The following is a 19549-nucleotide window of genomic DNA, read 5'->3' on the forward strand; positions in this document are numbered from 1 at the left end:
CATCAAGAGATCCCCAGTTCTTTGCCGATGAACTCGAACATTTCCTCGTCGCTTGCCGCGGAGATCCGGCCGGCGACGTCGTCCTCGCCCACCTGCTCGATATCAGAGCCGGCGAGCAGGGCGGTGAGCCGCTCGCGGATCTGCCCGCGCAGCTCTCCGCCGGCCGCGGTGAGCGTGGCCTCCAGCCGGTCCAGCTCGGCCAGCACCGGGTGCATCGCCGCTTCTTCCGGCGCCAGCTCGGTATCCAGGTACTCCACCAACGCGTTCGCCGTGGGGTAGTCGAAGACCAAGGTGGCGGGCAGCCGGATCCCGGTCGCCGCGCCCAGCCGGTTGCGCATGTCCACCGCGGTCAGCGAATCGAAGCCGAGCTCGGTGAACGCCGCGCCCGGGTCGATGTCGGTTCCCGGGGCGAAGCCGAGCACCCTGGCCACCTCGGTGAGCACCAGATCGGTGAGCAACCGGGTGCGCTCGGCGACGGTCATCGGGGCCAGGCGCTGGCGCAGTTCCCCGGCCACGGCCGCCGAGGCGGACGCCGCGGATCGCAGTGCGGTGCTCGGCCGGATCAGCCCGCGCAGCAGGGCCGGGACCTCGGCGGAACGGGACCGCAGCCCGGCGAGGTCGAGCTTCGCGGGCACCAGCACCGCCGCACCATGCGCGCGGGCCGTGTCGAACAGCGCGAGCCCCTCGGTGGCGCTCAGCCCGGCCCCGGAGGCGGCCAGCCGCGCCCGGTCGCTCGTGCCGAGGTCCTCGGTGAGCGTGCTGGTCTGCGCCCACAGTCCCCACGCCATCGAGCATGCGGGCAGCCCGTTCGCCGCGCGATGGCGGGCCAGCGCGTCCAGGAAGGTGTTGGCCGCGGCGTAGTTGGCCTGGCCGGGCGCGCCGAACACGCCACCGGCCGAGGAGAACAGGATGAACTCGGCCAGGTCGTGATCCTTGGTGAGCTCGTGCAGGTTCCACGCCGCGTCCACCTTCGGCGCCAGCACCCGGGCCAGCTGGTCCTGGGTCAGGTTGGTGACCACGGCATCCTCGAGCACCCCTGCGGTGTGCAGCACCGCGGTCAGCGGGTGTGCGGTGGGCAGGTCACCGAGCAGCGCGGCAAGTGCCTCCCGATCGGCGGTGTCGCACGCGGACACGGTCACCGTGGCCCCGAGCGCGGTGAGCTCGGCGCGCAGATCCTGCGCACCGGGTGCCGCGAGCCCGGAGCGGGATGTGAGCAGCAGGTGCCGCGCCCCGGAAGCGACCAGGTGCCGGGCGACGAGCGCACCGAGCACACCGGTGCCGCCAGTGATAAGCACGGTGCCATCCGGATCGAACTCCCGCGGCACGGTGTCCGGTTCCGGGGTCCTGGTCAGCCGGGGAGCCAGCGCGGAACCCTTGCGCAGCACCAGTTCCGGTTCGGCGCTGGACAGGAACGCAGGCAGCGCGCCCAGTGATTCGGCGGTACCGTCCAGGTCGATCAGCGCGAACCGGTCCTCGTGTTCGGACTGCGCGGACCGGGCGAGGCCCCAGACCGGGGCGGTGGCCAGGTCGGCCGCATCCGGCCCGGCGGCCAAGCTGGTGATCAGCACCAGCTTGGCGGCAGTCAATTCCTCGGCGGCCAGCCAGGACTGGATCAGCTCCAGCGCGTCCCCGGTCGCGGATCCATGCGCCGCTCCCGGGGTGGCCAGCACCAGCTCGGGGGCGGGTGTCCCGTCCCGCACCGCCTCGGCGAGGGCGGCGACGTCGGCATACCCGGTGCTGTCCGGGAAGGCGTCCGCCACCGCGTGACGGACAGGGCCGAGCAGCGCAACGGTGCCCGGTGTTGCCGTCGACGGTGCGACCTTCGCCCAGTCCAGCCCGAACAACGTGTCGTTGGCGGCGACCACGGCCGCGCCGAGGGACCCGGGGTCCACCTCCGCGGATTCCAGCGCCTCGATCTCGGCCACCGGAGCCCCGGTCGGATCAGCGAGCCGCACCGCGACGATGTTCTTCGCCGCAGGGGTGAGCTTGGCGCGCACCGTGCTCGCGCCGACCGCGTGCAACCGCACCCCGCCCCACGAGAACGGCAGCCGCATCAGGTCCGGGTTCTCGCTCGGGGTGACGAACTCACCGAGGGACATGGCATGCAGCACCGCGTCCAGCAGGGCCGGATGCACCCCGAAACCTTCGGTGTCCTCGCGCACCGGCTCAGGCAGCGTGACCTCGGCATAGATGTCGGTGCCGTCCCGCCACGCGGCGCGCAGCCCCTGGAACGCCGGGCCGTAGTCGAAGCCGGTCTCGGCGAGCTCAGCGTAGAGTCCGTCCAGCTCGATCGACTCGGCACCGGGCGGTGGCCAGACGGACAGCGCGAAGTCGGCCGCGGGCACGCTCGAGCGCAGCATGCCGGTGGCGTGCTGCTGCCATTCGCCCGCGCTCTGTTCCTCGGCGCTGCGCGAGCGAATGTCCACCCGCCGCGTCCCCGGCTCCCCGGTCTCGGCGACCACCACCTGCAGCGCCACGGTGCCGCGGGCGGGCAGCATCAGCGGGCTCTGCATGGTCAGCTCGTCCAGGTGCGGGTGTCCAGTGTGCGCCCCGGCGTACAGCGCGAGCTCCAGCAGCGCCGTGCCGGGAAGCAGCGGATCCCCGTGCACCGCGTGATCGGCCAGCCAGGGGTGCTCGTGCAGCGAGAGCCGTCCGGTGAACAGGTGCAGGCCGCTGTCGGGCACATCGGTGGTTCCGGTCAGGATCGGGTGCGTGGTGTGGTCGAGCCCGAGCCGCGCGCCCGTGGCCGCCGGAGGACCGGGGGTCAGCCAGTACGACTGGTGCTGGAACGCATAGGTGGGCAGGGCAAGCTTGCGCGCGCCGTGACGCTGGTAGAACGCCGACCAATCCACCCTGCCGCCGTGCGCCGCGAGCTCGGCAGCGGAGGTGAGGAACCGCCGCTGACCGCCGTCCCTGGCCAGGGTGGTCAGCACCGGGACCGCGCGCTGCTCGACGGTGGCCGCCGCGTCGGCGAGCGGTCCGCTGAGCATCGGGTGCGGGCTGACCTCGACCAGATGCGTGAAGCCCTGTTCGAGGGTGGCGAGCACGGTGGGATAGAAGCGCACCGGGTTCTTCGTGTTCGCGAACCAGTACTCACCGGTGAGCATTGCGGTATCGATCGCCTCGCCGAGCATCGAGGAGTAGAACGGCAGCTCGGTGCTGACCGGGCTGATCGAGGTCAACGCGGTGGTGATCTCCTGCTCACAGGACAACACGCTCGGGTGGTGTGAGGCGAAGGTGACGTCGACCCGCCGGTAGTGCACCTCCTCGCGTTCGCAGACCGCGCCCAGTTCGTCCAGCGACGCACCGTCCCCGGCCACGATCACCTGGGACGGGCCGTTGTACACCGCGACCGTCAGCTTCGGCTGCCACGGTTCGAGCAGCTCGGCGGCCCGCTCCGGGGGCACCAGCAGCGAGGCCATCCCGCCGGTGCCTTCCAGCGCGCGCAGCGCCTTGGCGCGCAGGGCGACCACTCTGGCGCTGTCCGCAAGGGACAGCGCCCCGGCCACGGTGGCCGCGGCGATCTCACCCTGGGAATGGCCGATCACCCCGGCGGGCTCCACCCCGTAGTCGCGCCACAACTCGGCAAGGGAAACCATCATCGCCCACAGCGCGGGCTGCACCACGTCCACTCGCTGGAGCGCGGATTCGTCGTCGAGCACGTCGAATACGGACCAGTCCACGAACTCGGAAAGCGCCGCATCGCAGTCGCGCAGCCGGGCGGCGAACGCCGGTTCCCGCTCGGCGAGCTCACGGCCCATCCCGAGCCACTGACCGCCCTGGCCGGGGAACACCATCAACACCCGAGGGGTCCCCGAACCGGTGCCGGTCACCACGTTCTGGTCGGCGCCCTCGGCCAGTTCGGTCAGTCCGGCGAGCAGTTCGTCCCGGTCCTCGGCGAGCACCGCGCCCCGGCTGGCGAAGGCGCTGCGCCCGGACACCAGCGAGTGACCGAGGTCCACCAGCCGCAGCTTCGGATCGGCGAGCACCCGTTCGTGCAGCCGCCGGGCCTGGTCCCGTAGCGCTTGCGGAGTTTTCCCGGACAGCAGCGCCGCGACGATCGGGGCATCCTCGGCGGCCTCGTCCGCGGCCGTGCTTTCCGGGGCCTGTTCCAGGACCACGTGCGCGTTCGTTCCGCTGATCCCGAAGGAGGACACCGCGGCGCGGCGCGGAGCTCCGGTTTCCGGCCAGGCCAGGGATTCCTGCAGCAGCCGCACGCCTCCGTCCGCCCAGTCCACCTTGCCGCTGGGCTCATGCGCGTGCAGCGTCTTCGGCAGCACACCGGCCCGCAACGCCTGCACTGTCTTGATCAGCCCGCCGATTCCCGCCGCACCCTGTGCGTGGCCGATATTGGACTTCAGCGAGCCGAGCCACAGCGGCCGGTCCCCGGGACGGTCGGCGCCGTACGTGGCCTGCAGCGCCTGCACCTCGATCGGGTCGCCGAGCGGGGTTCCGGTGCCATGCGCTTCCACGGTATCCACCTCGGCACCAGTGAGCCCGGCATTGGCCAGCGCTTGCCGGATCACCCGCTGCTGGGAGGGGCCGTTCGGCGCGGAGATCCCGTTCGAGGCCCCATCCTGGTTCACCGCCGAGCCCCGGACAAGCGCCAGCACCGGGTGCCCGAGCCGGCGCGCCTCGGAGAGCCGTTCCAGCACCACGACCCCGGCTCCCTCGGCCGCGCCGAACCCGTCGGCGTGCTCGGAGAACGCCTTGCAGCGCCCGTCCACCGCAAGGGCGCGCTGGCGGCTGAAGAACACGAAGGCGTCCGGGGTCGGCGTGACGTGCACCCCGGCGGCAAGCGCGAGCGAGCACTCGCCCGCGCTCAGCGCCCGCGCGGCCAGATGCAGGGCGACCAGCGAGGAAGAACAGGCTGTGTCGATGCTCATCGAGGGGCCTTCGAAACCGAAGGTGTAGGAAACCCGGCCGGACACCACGCTGCCCGCCGCCCCGGTGCTCAGGTGGCCTTCGACCTCGTCGGGGATATCGCCGATACCGGTGCCGTAGGTGGCTCCCATGACCCCGGCAAACACCCCGGTCGGACTGCCGCGCAGCCCGACCGGATCGATACCCGCCGCCTCGATGGCCTCCCACGAAGTCTCGAGCAGCAGCCGCTGTTGCGGGTCGGTGGCCAGCGCCTCGCGCGGCGAGATACCGAAGAACTCGGCGTCGAAATCCCCCGCGTCGTACAGGAAACCGCCACGGGTGGTGTAGCACTTACCCGAGCGGTCGGGGTCCGGGTCGTACATCCCGGCGATGTCCCAACCGCGGTTGTCCGGGAACTCACCGATCGCATCGGCGCCGTCCAAAACCAGCTGCCACAGCCCTTCCGGGGTGCGGACCTCGCCGGGGAACCGACAGGCCATCGAGACCACGGCGATCGGATCGTCCGCGGCAGCCGTGGGTTGCGCGGACCGAGCCATGGGCGCGGTATCCGCGCCGAACAGCTGCTCGGCCAGGTGCGCGGCCAGCACCCTCGGGTTCGGGTAGTCGAAGATCAGCGTGGCGGGCAACCGCAGTCCGGTCGCCGCATCCAGTGCATTGCGCAGCTCCACCGCGGTCAGCGAATCGAACCCGAGCTCGCTGAACGCGCTGTGCTCCTCGATATCGGCGCCGGATTCATGCCCGAGGACCACGGCGACCTGGGCGCGCACCAGTTCGGCGAGCGCGGGAATCCGCTCACCGGGTTCGAGCCCGGCAAAGTCCCCGGACGGCGTGGCCGCCTGACTGGCTGCCCCGGTTGCGCGGCGCAGCGGAGTGCGCACCTGCCCGCGCAGCAGCGGAGGCAGTTCGGGGGCGGCCCGCAGCGCGGCACGGTCCAGGCGCATCGGCACCAGCAGCGCCCGGTCACTGGCGCAGCCGAGGTCGAACAGCCGCAGGCCCTCGGTGACCTCGAGTTCGGTGACCCCGGATCGCGCGATGCGCTCGTGCTCGGCTTCGCTGAGGTTCGCGGTCATACCACCGGTGCGCGCCCAGGAGCCCCACGCCAGCGAATGCGCGGGCACCCCGGCGGCCCGGCGATGCTGGGCGAGCGCGTCCAGAAAGGCGTTCGCCGCGGCGTAGTTGGCCTGGCCGGGGTTGCCGAACACCCCGGAGGCCGAGGAGAACAGCACGAACTGCTCCACGTCCGCGCTCAGTTCGTGCAGGTGCGCGGCCGCGTCCACCTTGGGCGCGAGCACCCGGTGCAGCTGCTCGGGCGAGAGTCCGGTGACCAGTCCGTCCTCGAGCACTCCCGCGGTGTGCACCAGACCGGTGATCGGGTAGCGGGACAGCACATCCGCCAGTGCGGCGCGGTCGGTGACATCGGCGGCGACCAGGTCCACGCGCGCCCCGAGCCCGCTCAGTTCGGCGCGCAGTTCCCCGGCACCGGAGGCAGCCGGGCCGCGGCGGGAGAGCAACACCAGGTGCCGCACCCCGTACTCGGCGACCAGGTGCCTGGCCACCGCAGCGCCGAGCTCGCCGGTGCCCCCGGTGATCAGCACCGTACTGTCCGCGGAAAAGCCCGCATCGTCCGATTCGGACACGGTGGCCGGCATGAGGCGCGGAGCGAACAGCTGCTCCCCGCGCACCGCGAGCTGGGGCTCCCCGGTGGCCACCGCGGCCAATGGGCCGACCGGCGCGGCATCGGTGTCCAGCAGTACGAACCGGTCCGGGTTCTCCGATTGCGCGGACCGCAGCAAACCCCACACCGGGGCGTGCACCAGGTCCGGCACGGCATCCTCCGCGGTCACCGCCACCGCGCCCCGGGTGACCAGCACCAGGGTGCTGTGGTCCAGCCGGGGGTCGGTCAGCCATGAGCGCACCAGAGTCAGCGCCCGCTCCGCCGCCGCGTGCGCGTCCGGGACGAGCTCACCGGAACCGTTGTGGCACAACGACGCGAACACCACATCCGGTGGTTGCTCCGCTCCGGCAACGGCCGAGACATCCAGATAGCGCACCGCCTCCGGCAGCGTCTCGTGCAGGCCGATCTGGTCCGCGCCGAGCACCCCGATCCGCTCCGGTCGCGGGGCGGGTGCCGGATCGAGTGCGGCCCAGTCGATCTGGAACAGCGAGTCCGGGCGCGTACCGGAGCGGGGCGCCTCGACGACGATCGCTCGGGTGCACAGCGATTCGGCGGCCAGCACCGGTTCCCCGGCGCCGTCGAACACCGCCACCGCCAGCGCGCCCGCCTCGCCGCGGGTCAGCCGGACCCGCAGCTCGGTGGCACCGGTGGCATACAGGGCAACGGTGTGCCAGGCGAACGGCAGTTCGGCGGTGGCCGCGCCCTCGTTGTCCGCGAACAGGCCGATCCCGTGCAGCGCGGCGTCCAGCAGCGCGGGATGCAGGCCGAAGGTGCCCGCGTCCTCATGGTGATCCTCAGGCAGGGCGACCTCGGTGCACACCTCGTCACCGTGACGCCAGGCCGCGCGAACGGAAGCGAACGCGGGCCCGTAGTCCAGCCCGGCATCCGCGAGTTCGGCATACAGCTCGGTCACCTCGACGGGCGTGGCATCCCGCGGTGGCCAGGACTCCAGCGTGGCGGGTGGCGTGGCCACGTTCGCGGCGAGCCGGCCGGTGGCGTGCAGCTGCCAGGGCTGTTCGTCCTCGTCCTGTTCCGCCCGCGAATGCACGGTCAGTTCGCGACGGCCCGCCTCGTCCGCGGGACCGGCGAAGACCTGCAATCGCACCGCGCCGTCCGCGGGCAGCACCAGCGGGGCCGCCAGGGTCAGCTCGGCCAGTTGCCCGGCACCCACGTGCGCACCGACGTGCAGGGCGATGTCCACATAGGCCGTTGCGGGCAGCAGGACATTGCCCGCCACCACATGTTCGGCGAGCCACGGCGTGGTCGCGGTGGACAGCCGCCCGGTGAACAGGAAGCCGTCTCCGCCCGCGATTCCGGTCGCCGCGCCGAGCAGCGGATGCCCAGCGCTGCCAAGGCCCGCGGTGGCCACATTCGCGCCCGAGTCCTGCGCGTCCAGCCAGTACCGCTTGTGCTGGAAGGCGTACGTGGGCAGCTCGGCGGTCGCGCGGGCGGGCAGCCACGCGCTCAGGCCCGGGGTGGCAGCGGTCCGGGTGTGCAGGACGGCCAGCGCGGCGAGCACGCTGCGTTCCTCGGGCTTCCCGGGGTGTAGCAGCGCGGCCGTGGCGTGCTCCCCGGCCCCGAGGGTGTGCCCGGCGAGCGTGGTGAGCGTGGTGTCCGGGCCGACCTCCAGGTAACCGGTCACCCCGAGTCCGGCCAGTGTGGCGACGGCGGGCCCGAACCGCACCGCCTCGCGGATGTGGCGGGCCCAGTAGTCCGGATCGGTGAGCTGCTCCGCGGTGGCGAGCTGCCCGGTCACATTGGACACGATCGGGATGCGCGGCTCGTGGAAGCTCAGGGTGGCGGCATACTCCCGGAACCGGGCCAGGATCGCCTCGGTGTGCGGGGAATGGAAGGCGTGGGAGACCTTGAGCGTCTTGGTTTTGTGCCCGCGCGCCGCCCAGGCTTCGGCGATCGCGTGCACGGCGTCGTGGTCCCCGGAGATCACCAGCGAATCGGAGCTGTTCACCGCCGCGATCGACACCGCATCCCGGTGCTCGGCCAGCAGCGGTTCGATCTCCTCGGTGCTCGCGGCCAGGGTGATCATCGCCCCGGTGGCCGGGAGACCCTGCATGAGCCGGGCGCGGGTCACCACCAGACCGGCCGCGTCGGGCAGCGAGAGCACCCCGGCAAGGTGCGCGGCGGTGAGTTCGCCGATCGAGTGGCCGACCAGGAAATCCGGGCGGACACCGAAGGATTCCAGCAGCCGGTAGAGGGCGACCTCGATCGCGAACAGCGCGGGCTGGGTGTGCTCGGTCTGATACAGCCGCCCGGCCTCAGCGCTGCCCGGTTCCGCGAATACCAGCGACTTGACCGGCGTGCTGGTGTGCTCGTCCAGCGCGGCACAGGTTTCGTCGAAGGCCGTGGCGAACACGGCGAACGCGTCGTAGAGTTCCCGGCCCATCCCCGGGCGCTGCGAGCCCTGGCCGGAGAACAGCACGGCGAGGCCGCCCTCGGCGGCGACCCCGGTGAACACGTCCGGGGAGGCGTTTCCCTCGGCCAGCGCGGCGAGTCCCGCGTGCGGGTGCTGTCCGGTTTCGGCGAGCAGCACCGCGCGGTGTTCGAGCCGGGCGCGGCCGGTGGCCAGGGTGGCGGCCACCGCGCTCGGCTCGGCATCCGGATTCGCCCGCAGGTGCTCGGCGAGCGCGCGTGCCTGGGCGCGCAGCGCCGCCGCGGTCTTCCCGGACAGCGTCCACGGGGTGTGCGCGTGCACCGGTTCGACAGGTTCGGCCGGTTCGGGTGCGGGCGGCTCCTCCACGATCACGTGCGCGTTGGTTCCGCTGATACCGAAGGAGGAAATGCCCGCACGGCGCGGTTGTTCGCCGCGGGGCCACGCGCGGTCCTCGGTGAGCAGTTCCACCGCACCGGAGGACCAGTCCACTGTGGACGATGGCGCGTCCACGTGCAGGGTTGCGGGCATCCGGCCGTGTCGCATCGCCAGCACCATCTTGATGATCCCGCCGACCCCGGCCGCGGCCTGAGTGTGCCCGAGGTTCGATTTCAGCGAGCCGAGATAGAGCGGGCGAGCGGCGGCGCGCTGCTTGCCGTAGGTGGCCAGCAGGGCCTGTGCCTCGATCGGGTCACCGAGTGAGGTCCCGGTGCCGTGTCCCTCGACCAGGTCGACCTGATCGGCGGAAAGGCCCGCGGAATCCAGCGCCGTCCCGATCACCCGCTGCTGCGAGGGGCCGTTCGGGGCGGTGAGCCCGCTGCTCGCGCCGTCCTGGTTGACCGCGGAACCGCGGATCACCGCGAGCACCGGGTGCCCATTGCGCTGGGCATCGGAAAGCTTCTCCAGCAACAGCATCCCGGCGCCCTCGGAGAGCCCGGTGCCATCGGCGGCGTCCGCGAATGCCTTGCAGCGCCCGTCTTTCGCCAGCGCGCGCTGGCGGCTGAACTGGATGAACGGCTCGGGAATGGCCATCACCGCGACCCCGCCGGCCAGGGCGAGCGAGCATTCCCCGCCGCGCAGCGCCTGGAGCGCGAGATGCAGGGTCACCAGGGACGAGGAACACGCGGTGTCCGCGGTCAGCGCGGGACCTTCCAGACCGAAGGTGTAGGAGATCCGCCCGGAGGCGACCGCACCGGAGTTCCCGTTGCCGAGGAAGTTCTCCAGTTCCTCGGCAACCCGGCCGAGCCGGGTGTGGTAATCGTGGTACATCACCCCGGCGAATGCCCCGGTTTTGCTGCCACGCAAGGACATCGGGTCGATCCCGGCCCGCTCGAACGCCTCCCAGGACGTCTCCAGCAGCAACCGCTGCTGCGGGTCCATGGCCAGTGCCTCGCGCGGCGAGATGCCGAACACCGCCGGGTCGAAATCGGCCACGTCATCCAGGAATCCGCCGCTACGGATGTAGCTGGTCGCCGGGCGGGTCATGGTGGGGTCGTAGAGCTCGGAAAGATCCCAGCCGCGGTCGGCGGGGAACTCGCCGACCGCGTCCACGCCCTCGGCCACGATCCGCCAGAGCTGTTCGGGAGTGCGCACCCCGCCGGGGAACCGGCAGCCCATCCCGACGATCGCGATGGGCTCGGTGCTGGCCTCCTCGACCTCGCGCAGCCTGCGGCGGGTCTCCCGCAGATCCGCGGTGGCCCGCTTCAGGTACTCGAGGTACTTGTCTTCATTCGCCACGGGTGTGCTCCTTGCCGCGCCGGATCACGAGCTTTCCAGTTCGTTGTCCAGCAGATCGAAAAGTTCTTCCGCGCTCGCCGCCTCCAGCTCGGACCGCGCGGGATCCTCGCCGGAGAACCGCGCCACGGTGCCGGCGGCGAGCGCACGCAGCCGGGTGGCGGCCTGCTTTCCCTGCTCCGCGTCCACCGCGGCGAGCAGGCCCTCGAGCCGGTCCAGGGCGGTGCGCACTGCCTCGCTCGCCTCGTCCTGCGGGCTCGGCAGTTCGGTGTCCAGGAATTTCGCCAGCGCGGTCGGGTTCGGGTAGTCGAAGATCAGCGTGGCGGGCAGCCGCAGTCCGGTGGCCGCGTCCAGGGTATTGCGCAGCTCCACCGCGGTCAGCGAATCGAACCCGAGGTCGAGGAAACCGTGTTCGGCGCCGATGTCGTTGGGCCCGCTGTGCCCGAGCGCGAGTGCGGCCTTGGTGCGCACCAGATCCAGCAGCACCCGTTGCCGGTCCTGCTCGGAGAGCCCGGCAAGCTGGTGCGTGACGGTCTGCTCGGGTGCAGCGGTGCTGGCGCGCGCGGGCGCCCGGACCAGACCGCGCAGCAAGGCGGGCACCCCGTCCACCCCGGCGCGCGCCCGGATGGTGGGCAGATCCAGCCGCATCGGGGCCAGCAGGGCAATGTCCGTGCGCACGGACAGGTCCAGCAGGGCGAGACCGTCCACAGTAGACAGAGCAAGCACCCCGGAGCGGTTGATCCGGCTGCGCCCGGTCTCGTCAAGGGCGCTCGTCATGCCCCCTCCGCCTGCTTCCCAGGAACCCCAGGCCAGCGAATGCGCGGGCAGCCCGGCGGCTTTTCGGCGCTGGGCAAGGGCATCCAGATAGGCGTTCGCCGCCGCGTAGTTCGCCTGGCCGGGGCTGCCGAGCACCCCGGAGGCCGAGGAGAACAGCACGAAACGGTCCAGGTCCCCGGCGAGGTCGTGCAGGTTGCGCGCCGCGTCAACCTTGGCGGCGAGCACCCGGTGCAGCCGTTCGGCGGTCAGCGTGCTCACCAGGCCGTCGTCCAGCACGCCCGCGGTGTGCACCACCGAGGTACACGGATGGGTGCGGACCAGGTTCGCTACGGCGTCCCGGTCGGTGAGGTCGCAGGCCAGAATGTGCACCTCGGCACCGAGCTCGGTCAGCTCAGCGTGTAGTTCCGCCGCACCCGGTGCGTCGGGACCACGACGGGAAACGAGTACCAGGTCTCGTACCCCGGTGCCGGCCAGCTGGCGGGCCACCAGCGAACCGAGCCCGCCGGTGCCCCCGGTGACCAGAACCCTTCCCTCGGCGGGGAACGCCTCGACGTCTTCTCGCGGCAGGGCGGCCTTGGCAAGCCGTGGCGCGAGCGCGGTGTCCCCACGCAGCGCGACCTGGGGTTCGCCCGCGGCCAGCGCGGCCAGCGCCGGTTCCACCGCGGCGCCATCGGTGTCGATGAGCGCGAACCGGCCGGGGTGCTCGGACTGCGCGGCGCGCACCAGGCCCCACACCGGGGCGTGCGCGAGATCGGTGACCTGGTCCCCCTCGGCCGCGGCGAGCGCCCCGGTGCTGACGAACACCAGCGTCGAATCGGCGAGCCGCTCGGCGGCAAGGCAGGACTGGATCAGGTGCATGGCCTGCTCCGCGGCCGCGTGCGCCGCCTCGCTCCCACTGCCCGGCACCGGTAGCGAGCTGAACACCAGCTCGGGGGCGGGCAGCTCGCCGTCCAGTTCGGCGAGCAGGGCGGGTAGATCGGCGAAGGAACCCAGCTCGGCGAAGGCCTGCGCGGGGTCATCCTCGGCGGTGGCCAGGGCGACCCGGCTGCGCGAAACCTCCACTCCGGAGACCGGCACCCAGTCGATGCCGAAGAACGCGTCCTTGGCCGGTCCGCCGTTGGCCCCGGCGAGCAGTTCGGGCGCCAGGGGCCGGGACACCAGGGATTCCGCCGTGGCGACCGGGCTTCCGTGCGAATCGGCGACCGCGACGGTGATGCCGCGGGTTCCGGTGGCGGCCAGCCGCACGCGCAGCGCCTCGGCACCCGCGAGGTGACGGCGCACCCCGGTCCAGGAAAACGGCAGTCCGGCATCGGCGGCCTCGGAAAGCAGCCCGGGAATACCGACCGCCGGGTGCAGTGCCGCGTCCAGCAGCGCCGGGTGCAGGCCGAACGCGGCGGCCTCGGCGCGTACCTGCTCGGGCAGCGCGACCTCGGCGAACAGTTCGGTGGACCCGTCCTGCTCCCGGCGCCAGGCCGCGTGCAGTCCGCGGAAGGCCGGCCCGTAGGTGAGCCCGCTTTCCGCGATGCGGTCGTAGATTCCGTCCAGGGTGATCGATTCGGCGCCCTCGGGCGGCCACGGCTCGGCAAAACACTGCTCGGACAGTGGTTCCGGCGCGCTCAGGAAACCGCTCGCGTGCCCGGTCCACTCCCCGTCCTCAGCACCGGGGCGAGAATCCAGCCGCAGCGGGCGGCGACCGGACTCATCGGGCACTCCGACGTGCAGCCGCACCGCGACCGCGCCGGTTTCCGGGAGGACGAGCGGCGCGGCCAGGGTGAGCTCGGCCAGTTCCGGGCAGTCCAGGAGCTCGCCCGCGTGCACGGCCATATCCACGTACGCGGTCGCGGGCAGGATCACCGTGCCCATGGCCACGTGGTCGGCCAGCCACGGGTGGCTGTGCAGCGAGAGCCGCCCGGTGCACACCAGCGCACCATCGGGAAGGGCGAGCGTGGCCCCGAGCAGCGGATGCTCCCCGGCGACCTGGCCGAAGGCGTGCGCATCGGACACGGCTTCGCCGACTCCGAGCCAGAAGTGCTTGCGCTGGAAGGGATAGGTGGGCAGCTCCACGCGCCGCGCGCCCGGGAAGTAGCCGCCGAGGTCCACCGCGGTCCCGGTGGCGTGCAGCCGCGCGCACCCGGCGAGCACGGCGTGCGGCTCGTCGAAGTTCTTGCGCAGCAAAGCGATCGCCACCGCATCCGGGCACTGCTCGCCGACCAGCGCGGAGAGTGCGCCATCCGGGCCGAGCTCGAGGAAGGTGCGCACCCCGGATTCGTGCATGGTGGCGATCCCGTCGGCGAACCGCACCGCCTCGCGCACGTGCTGCACCCAGTACTCGGGATCGGTGAGCTCGGCCTGGCCCCCGGTCAGATTGGAGACTACGGGGATGCGCGGTTCGGCGAAAGAGAGCTCGCCGACCACGGCGCGGAACTGCGCCAGCATCGGCTCCATGAGCGGGGAATGAAAAGCGTGCGAGACGGGCAGCTGCTTGGTTTTCCTTCCGGTGGCACGGAATCGCTCGGCGAGCGCGCACACCGCCCCCGCATTCCCGGACACCACAACGGATTCCGGTCCGTTGATCGCGGCGATCGAGACGTCCTCGGCCAGCAGCGGAACCACCTCGGCCTCGGTGGCCTGCACCGCGATCATCGCCCCACCCTCGGGAAGGGCCTGCATCAGCGCACCCCGCGCGGTGACCAGCCGGGCAGCGTCGGCGAGCGAGAGCACCCCGGCGACATGCACGGCGGCCAGCTCCCCAATGGAGTGCCCGGCAAGGAAATCCGGGCGGATACCGAGCGATTCCACCAGCCGGTAGAGCGCCACCTCGATGGCGAACAGCGCGGGCTGGGTGTTCCCGGTCCGATTGAGCGCCTCGGCGTCGGTATCCCAGAGCACCGCGCGCAGCGCGGGATCGAGTTCGGCGAGCACCTCGTCAAGGGCGGCGGCGAACACCGGCGAGTGCGCGTAGAGCTCGCGGCCCATCCCGATCCGCTGCGCGCCCTGGCCGGAGAACAGGAAGGCCAGCTTGCCGTCCAGCACCGAACCGGTGAACACCTCGGCATCGGCGGCACCGTTGGCGAGCGCGGAAAGCCCGCGTTCGGCGCTGTCCCGGCCGGCGCCGAGCACCACGGCCCGGTGTTCGTGACCCGCGCGGCTCTGCGCAAGGGAGAATCCGAGGTCGACCAGCCTGGTGCCGGGCTCGGTGCGCAACAGGTCCCGGACGCGCGCGGCCTGGGCACGCAGTGCCTCGGGGGTTTTCCCGGACAGCGGCAGCGGCACGGTTCCTGGCGGTTGCCCGGTTTCGGCGTCCGCCGGAGCGGGCGCGGGTGCTTGTTCCAGCACCACGTGCGCGTTGGTGCCGCTGATCCCGAAGGCGGAAACCGCGGCCCGGCGCGGGCGGTCGAGCTCTGGCCACGGCTGCGCCTCGGTGAGCAGCACGAGGGCCCCGCTGGACCAGTCCACGTGCGAGGTGGGCTGCTCGGCATGCAGGGTGGGCGGAAGCAGATCGTTGCGCAGCGCGAGCACCATCTTGATCACGCCCGCGACCCCGGCGGCGGCCTGCGTGTGCCCCACGTTCGATTTCACCGAACCCAGGAACAGCGGCCGGTCCGCGGCGCGCGCTGTGCCGTAGGTGGCCAGCAGGGCGTGCGCCTCGATCGGATCACCGAGCGAGGTCCCGGTGCCGTGCGCCTCCACCGCGTCCACGTCCCCGGGCTGCACCCCCGCCGCGGTCAAGGCCGCCCGGATCACCCGCTGCTGGGAAGGACCGTTCGGCGCGGTGATGCCGTTGCTTGCGCCATCGGAATTCACCGCGGAACCGCGCAGCACCGCGAGCACCGGGTGCCCAAGCCGTTGCGCGTCGGAGAGCCGTTCCACCAGCAGCATTCCCGCGCCCTCGGCGATCCCGAAGCCGTCCGCGCCCTCGGCGAACGGCTTGCACCGCCCATCCCGGGAAAGACCGCCCTGTTTGCTGAATTCGGCGAACAGATCGGTGGTGCACACCACGGTCGCGCCCCCGGCGAGTGCCAGCGAGCACTCGCCGCTGCGCAGCGCCTGGGCCGCGAGGTGCAAGGTCACCAGGGACGAGGAGCACGCGGTGTCCACGGCGACCGAGGGCCCTTCAAGGCCGAGGGCGTAGGAGATCCGGCCGGAAACCACGCTGGCCGCCGAACCGGTGGACAGATAGCCCTCTCCCTCCGGGGCCCGCTGCAGTAGGTTGCCGTAATCCTGGCCGTTGGTACCGGCGAACACGCCGACCCGGTCACCCCGCAGGCTCGCCGGGTCGATCCCGGCCCGCTCGATGGCCTCCCACGAGGTCTCCAGCAGAACCCGCTGCTGCGGGTCCAAGGTCAGCGCCTCACGCGGGGAAATCCCGAAGAACTCGGCGTCGAATTCCGCTGCCTCGTCCAGGAACGCCCCGCTGCGCACATAGCTGGTCCCCGGGCGGCTCAGCTCCGGGTCGTACTGGGCGTCCATGTCCCAGCCGCGATCACCGGGCACCTCGGCAACGGTGTCCACGCCGCCGGCGAGCAGCTCCCAGAACCGTTGCGGGGTGTCCGCGCCACCGGGAAACCGGCAGCCGATGCCCACGATCGCGATCGGCTCGGTCGTGCGGCGTTCGGCCTCGGCCAGTCGCGCCTGGGTATCGTCCAGCTCGGCAACGGCGCGTTTGAGATAGCGGCGGAGCTTGTCCTCTGTGTCCATGCGATGCACCTCGTTCGAATGCGGCAGGCTGTTGCTCAGTCCATCCCCAGTCGCTCGCCGAGCAAGTCGAATACCTCGTCGTCGGTGGCGGATTCCAGGTCGGTGCTCGATACCGCGTCGGTCCCGCGCGCCTGATCCCAGCGCGCGCGCAGTCCGTGCACCCGGCTGGTGATGCGGGCGCGGACGTGCTCATCGGGAACGAGGGCGCGCACCGATTCCGGGGTGAGCGCGGCGAGCGCGGACTCCAGCCGGTCGAGCTCGGCGATCAGCGGGACGGCGTCGGTCTGCGCTGCGGGTTCACCCAGTTCCCCGGCGAGCAGTTCGGCCACCGCAAGCGGATTCGGGTAGTCGAACACCAAGGCGGCGGGCAACTGCAGCCCGGTCGCGGCACTCAGCCGGTTGCGCAGTTCCAGGGCGGTCAGCGAATCGATGCCCAGCGCCCCGAAGGCCCGCTCGGCCCCGATCTCGGCGACTCCGGAATGTCCCAGCACCGCGGCGGCCAAACCCCGCACCAGTTCGAGCAGGCGCTTGTGCCGGTCCGGTGTGGACAGTGCGGCCAGCTCGGCGCGCAGCCGCGCGGAGTCCACGGTGCGGTTCGCCGTGGTGTCCCTGCTCACCGTGGGCACCAGCCCGGAAAGGATCGCCGGGAGCGCGCCCGCTTTCGCGTCGGCACGCAGCAGGGCGCGGTCGAAGGGCACCGGCACCAGCGCGGATTCCCCTGCCGCACAGCATGCGTCGAACAGCGCGGCGCCGTGTTCGGCGGTCATCGGGACCAGCCCGCCGCCGCGCATCCGCTGCAGGTGCGCCTCGTCGAGGGCACCCGCCATCCCGCTGCGCTCCTCCCAGAGTCCCCAGGCCAGCGCGGTCGCGGGCAGTCCGTTGTCCGCCCGGTGCGCGGCAAGGGCGTCCAGGAACAGGTTCGCCGCGGCGTAGGGCCCCTGCCCGGCGCCGCCGAAGGTGCCGGCGAACGAGGAGAACAGAATGAACGCGGAGAGCTCGCATCCGGCGGTGAGCTCATGCAGATTCAGCGCCATATCGACTTTGGGGGCGAATCCCTTGTGCACCTGCTCGGGGGTGAGATCGGGGAGCAGTCCGTCGTCGAACACCCCGGCGGAGTGCACGACCGCGGTAAGCGGATGCTCGGCGGGAATCGTGGCCAGCGCCGCGGCAAGCGCGTCCCGGTCGGCCCCGTCGCAGGCATGCACCCGCACCTCGGCACCGAGCGCGCCGAGTTCCTCGAGCAGCTGCCCGGCGCCCGGGGTGTCCATCCCGCGCCTGCCGAGCAACAGCAGCCGCCGCACCCCGTGCGTGCGGACCAGATGCTTGGCGATCAGCGAGCCGACCCCCTTGAGCCCGCCGGTGATCAGCACCGTGCCGTCCGCGGACCACTCGGGTTCTTCGCCTTGCTGCTGCGGGGAGAGCCTGCTGAGCCGGGGCACCAGGGCGCGGCCGTCGCGTAGCGCGAACTGCGCCTGGCCGGCGAGCAGCGGCTCCAGCAGCGCGGCGGTCGACTCGGCGGCACCGTCGGTGTCCAGCAGCACGAACCGCTCCGGGTTCTCCGCCTGCGCGGACCGCACAAGCCCCCATACCGGAACGTGGGTGAGGTCGGTGAGGTCCCCCTCGTCCACCCGCACCGCCCCGGTGGTGACCACGACCAGCCGGGAATGCCGCAGGCCCGGTTCGGCCAGCCAGTCCTGAGCGAGGCCGAGCATCATGGTGGTGGCCGTGCGCGCCTGCCCGGCGAGGTCCGCCGAGGTGGCGGCCGGTTGCGGGGGCACCGAACAGAACACGTACTCGGGCGCGGACGCCCCTGCGGCGATCGCGGCGGCCAGCGCGGGGATGTCCGCATACCGTTCGCCGTGCGCGTCCACGGCTTCGAGCGCGGCGGCGAGTTTGAGTTCGTCCTCGCCGAGCAGCGCGAAGGTCCCGGTGGCTGCGGAGGTCTGCACGGTGCTCGGATGCTCGATCCAGTCCAGCCGCAGCGGCGGCTCCACCGGCGGGGTGCCGTCCCCGACCGGGCGCATCACCAGGGAACGCACCGCGAGCACCAGCGCGCCGGATTCATCGCTGCACTGCACGGAAAGCGCATCCGGTCCGGCGGCACTGATCCGGACGCGCAGCGTGGTTCCGGTGGCGCGGCGCAGCCGGACCCCGCTCCAGCTGAACGGACCACGGGCCTGCCCGGGATCACCGAGCACCCCGAACCACGCGCCCTGCAGCGCCCCGTCCAGCAGCGCCGGATGCACCACATAGGACTCGGCGGCGCGGTGCTGTTCCTGCGGCAGCGCGATCTCGGTGAACACATCCTCGCCGCGGCGCCAGGCCGCGGTGACGCACTGGAAGGCCGGTCCCGCATGTACCCCCGCGTCCGCCATGGACTCGTAGAAGTCGTCCAGGTCAAGGGTTTCCGCGTCGTGCGGGGGCCAACTCGTGAGTTCTTCCCGGGTTTCCTCATCGGGAGCGGCCGCACCGAGCTGCCCGCTCGCGTGCACCACCCACTCCGGTTCGTCCTCGGTGCGCGAGGCGAGGGTGAAGGCGCGGCGCTGGTCCTGCCCAGGGGCGTGCGCGGTGAGTTGTACGGTGACTGCCCCGGTTGTGGGCAGTAGCAGCGGAGCGTGGTGAATGAGTTCGTCCACCCGGGGGCAGCCGAGCTGATCGCCGGCGTGCACGGCCATCTCCACCATGGCCGCACCAGCCAACAACACGGCATCACCAAGCGCGTGATCAGCCAGCCAAGGCTGCGCGGCCAACGACAACCGACCAGTAAAATACACCGCCCCGGTATCCGCCGCGTGCAACACCGCACCCAACAACCCATGCTCGGCCGAACGCAACCCCACGGCCCCAACATCCTGGACACCCCGCCGCGACTCCAACCAGTAGCGCTGGTGTTGAAACGCGTACGTGGGTAACGGAACCCGCCTGGCACCCGCGAACAACCGCGACCAATCCACCCGCCCGTGCCGCACATACAATTCGGCCATCGAGGTCATAAACCTGTTCGTGTCACCATCATCCCGGCGCAGGCTCGCCAACACCGGCACCTCGCCCCGCCCGACCGCATACGCGGCTTCTTCCAGGGGTGCGCCGAGCACCGGGTGCGGGCTGACCTCCAACACATGGGTGAAACCCTGGTCGAGGGCATGGGTCACGGTGGGGAAGAACCTCACCTGACTACGCAAATTCTCCAACCAATACTCACCATTCAGAGTACTGGTATCGACCTGGACACCAGACACCGTCGAAAAAAACGGAATCCCGGTCGACACCGGAACAACCGGCTGAAGATCAGCGGTGATCACCCCAGCAAGCCCGTCCACCTGCGGATGATGCGAAGCATACGACACATCCACCCGACGACAATGCACACCCTCCCTCCCGCAGATGACTTCCAA

At 71.7% G+C, this 19549-nt stretch carries 3 protein-coding genes; all 3 read right to left on the reverse strand.

Annotated elements, in window-relative coordinates; all coding sequences use genetic code 11:
• Positions 1-2: 2 nt before the first annotated feature.
• Genes A37U_RS0114475 through A37U_RS43765 form a run of 3 tightly spaced genes read right to left on the reverse strand, consistent with a single transcriptional unit; the run spans position 3 to position 19549 of the window.
• Complete coding sequence (locus A37U_RS0114475; RefSeq protein ID WP_020497365.1) at positions 3-10682, reverse strand: type I polyketide synthase; 10680 nt, start codon at positions 10680-10682, stop codon at positions 3-5.
• A 24-nt stretch (positions 10683-10706) separates the two neighbouring features.
• Positions 10707-16163, reverse strand: coding sequence for a type I polyketide synthase (locus tag A37U_RS0114480; RefSeq protein ID WP_476707423.1), 5457 nt, complete (start codon positions 16161-16163; stop codon positions 10707-10709).
• A gap of 26 nt (positions 16164-16189) precedes the next feature.
• Entirely contained in the window at positions 16190-19549 is a 3360-nt protein-coding gene (locus tag A37U_RS43765) for an SDR family NAD(P)-dependent oxidoreductase (protein ID WP_083933518.1), read from the reverse strand.

Source organism: Sciscionella marina DSM 45152 (genome assembly GCF_000379465.1).
In the GTDB taxonomy this organism is placed as follows: domain Bacteria; phylum Actinomycetota; class Actinomycetes; order Mycobacteriales; family Pseudonocardiaceae; genus Sciscionella; species Sciscionella marina.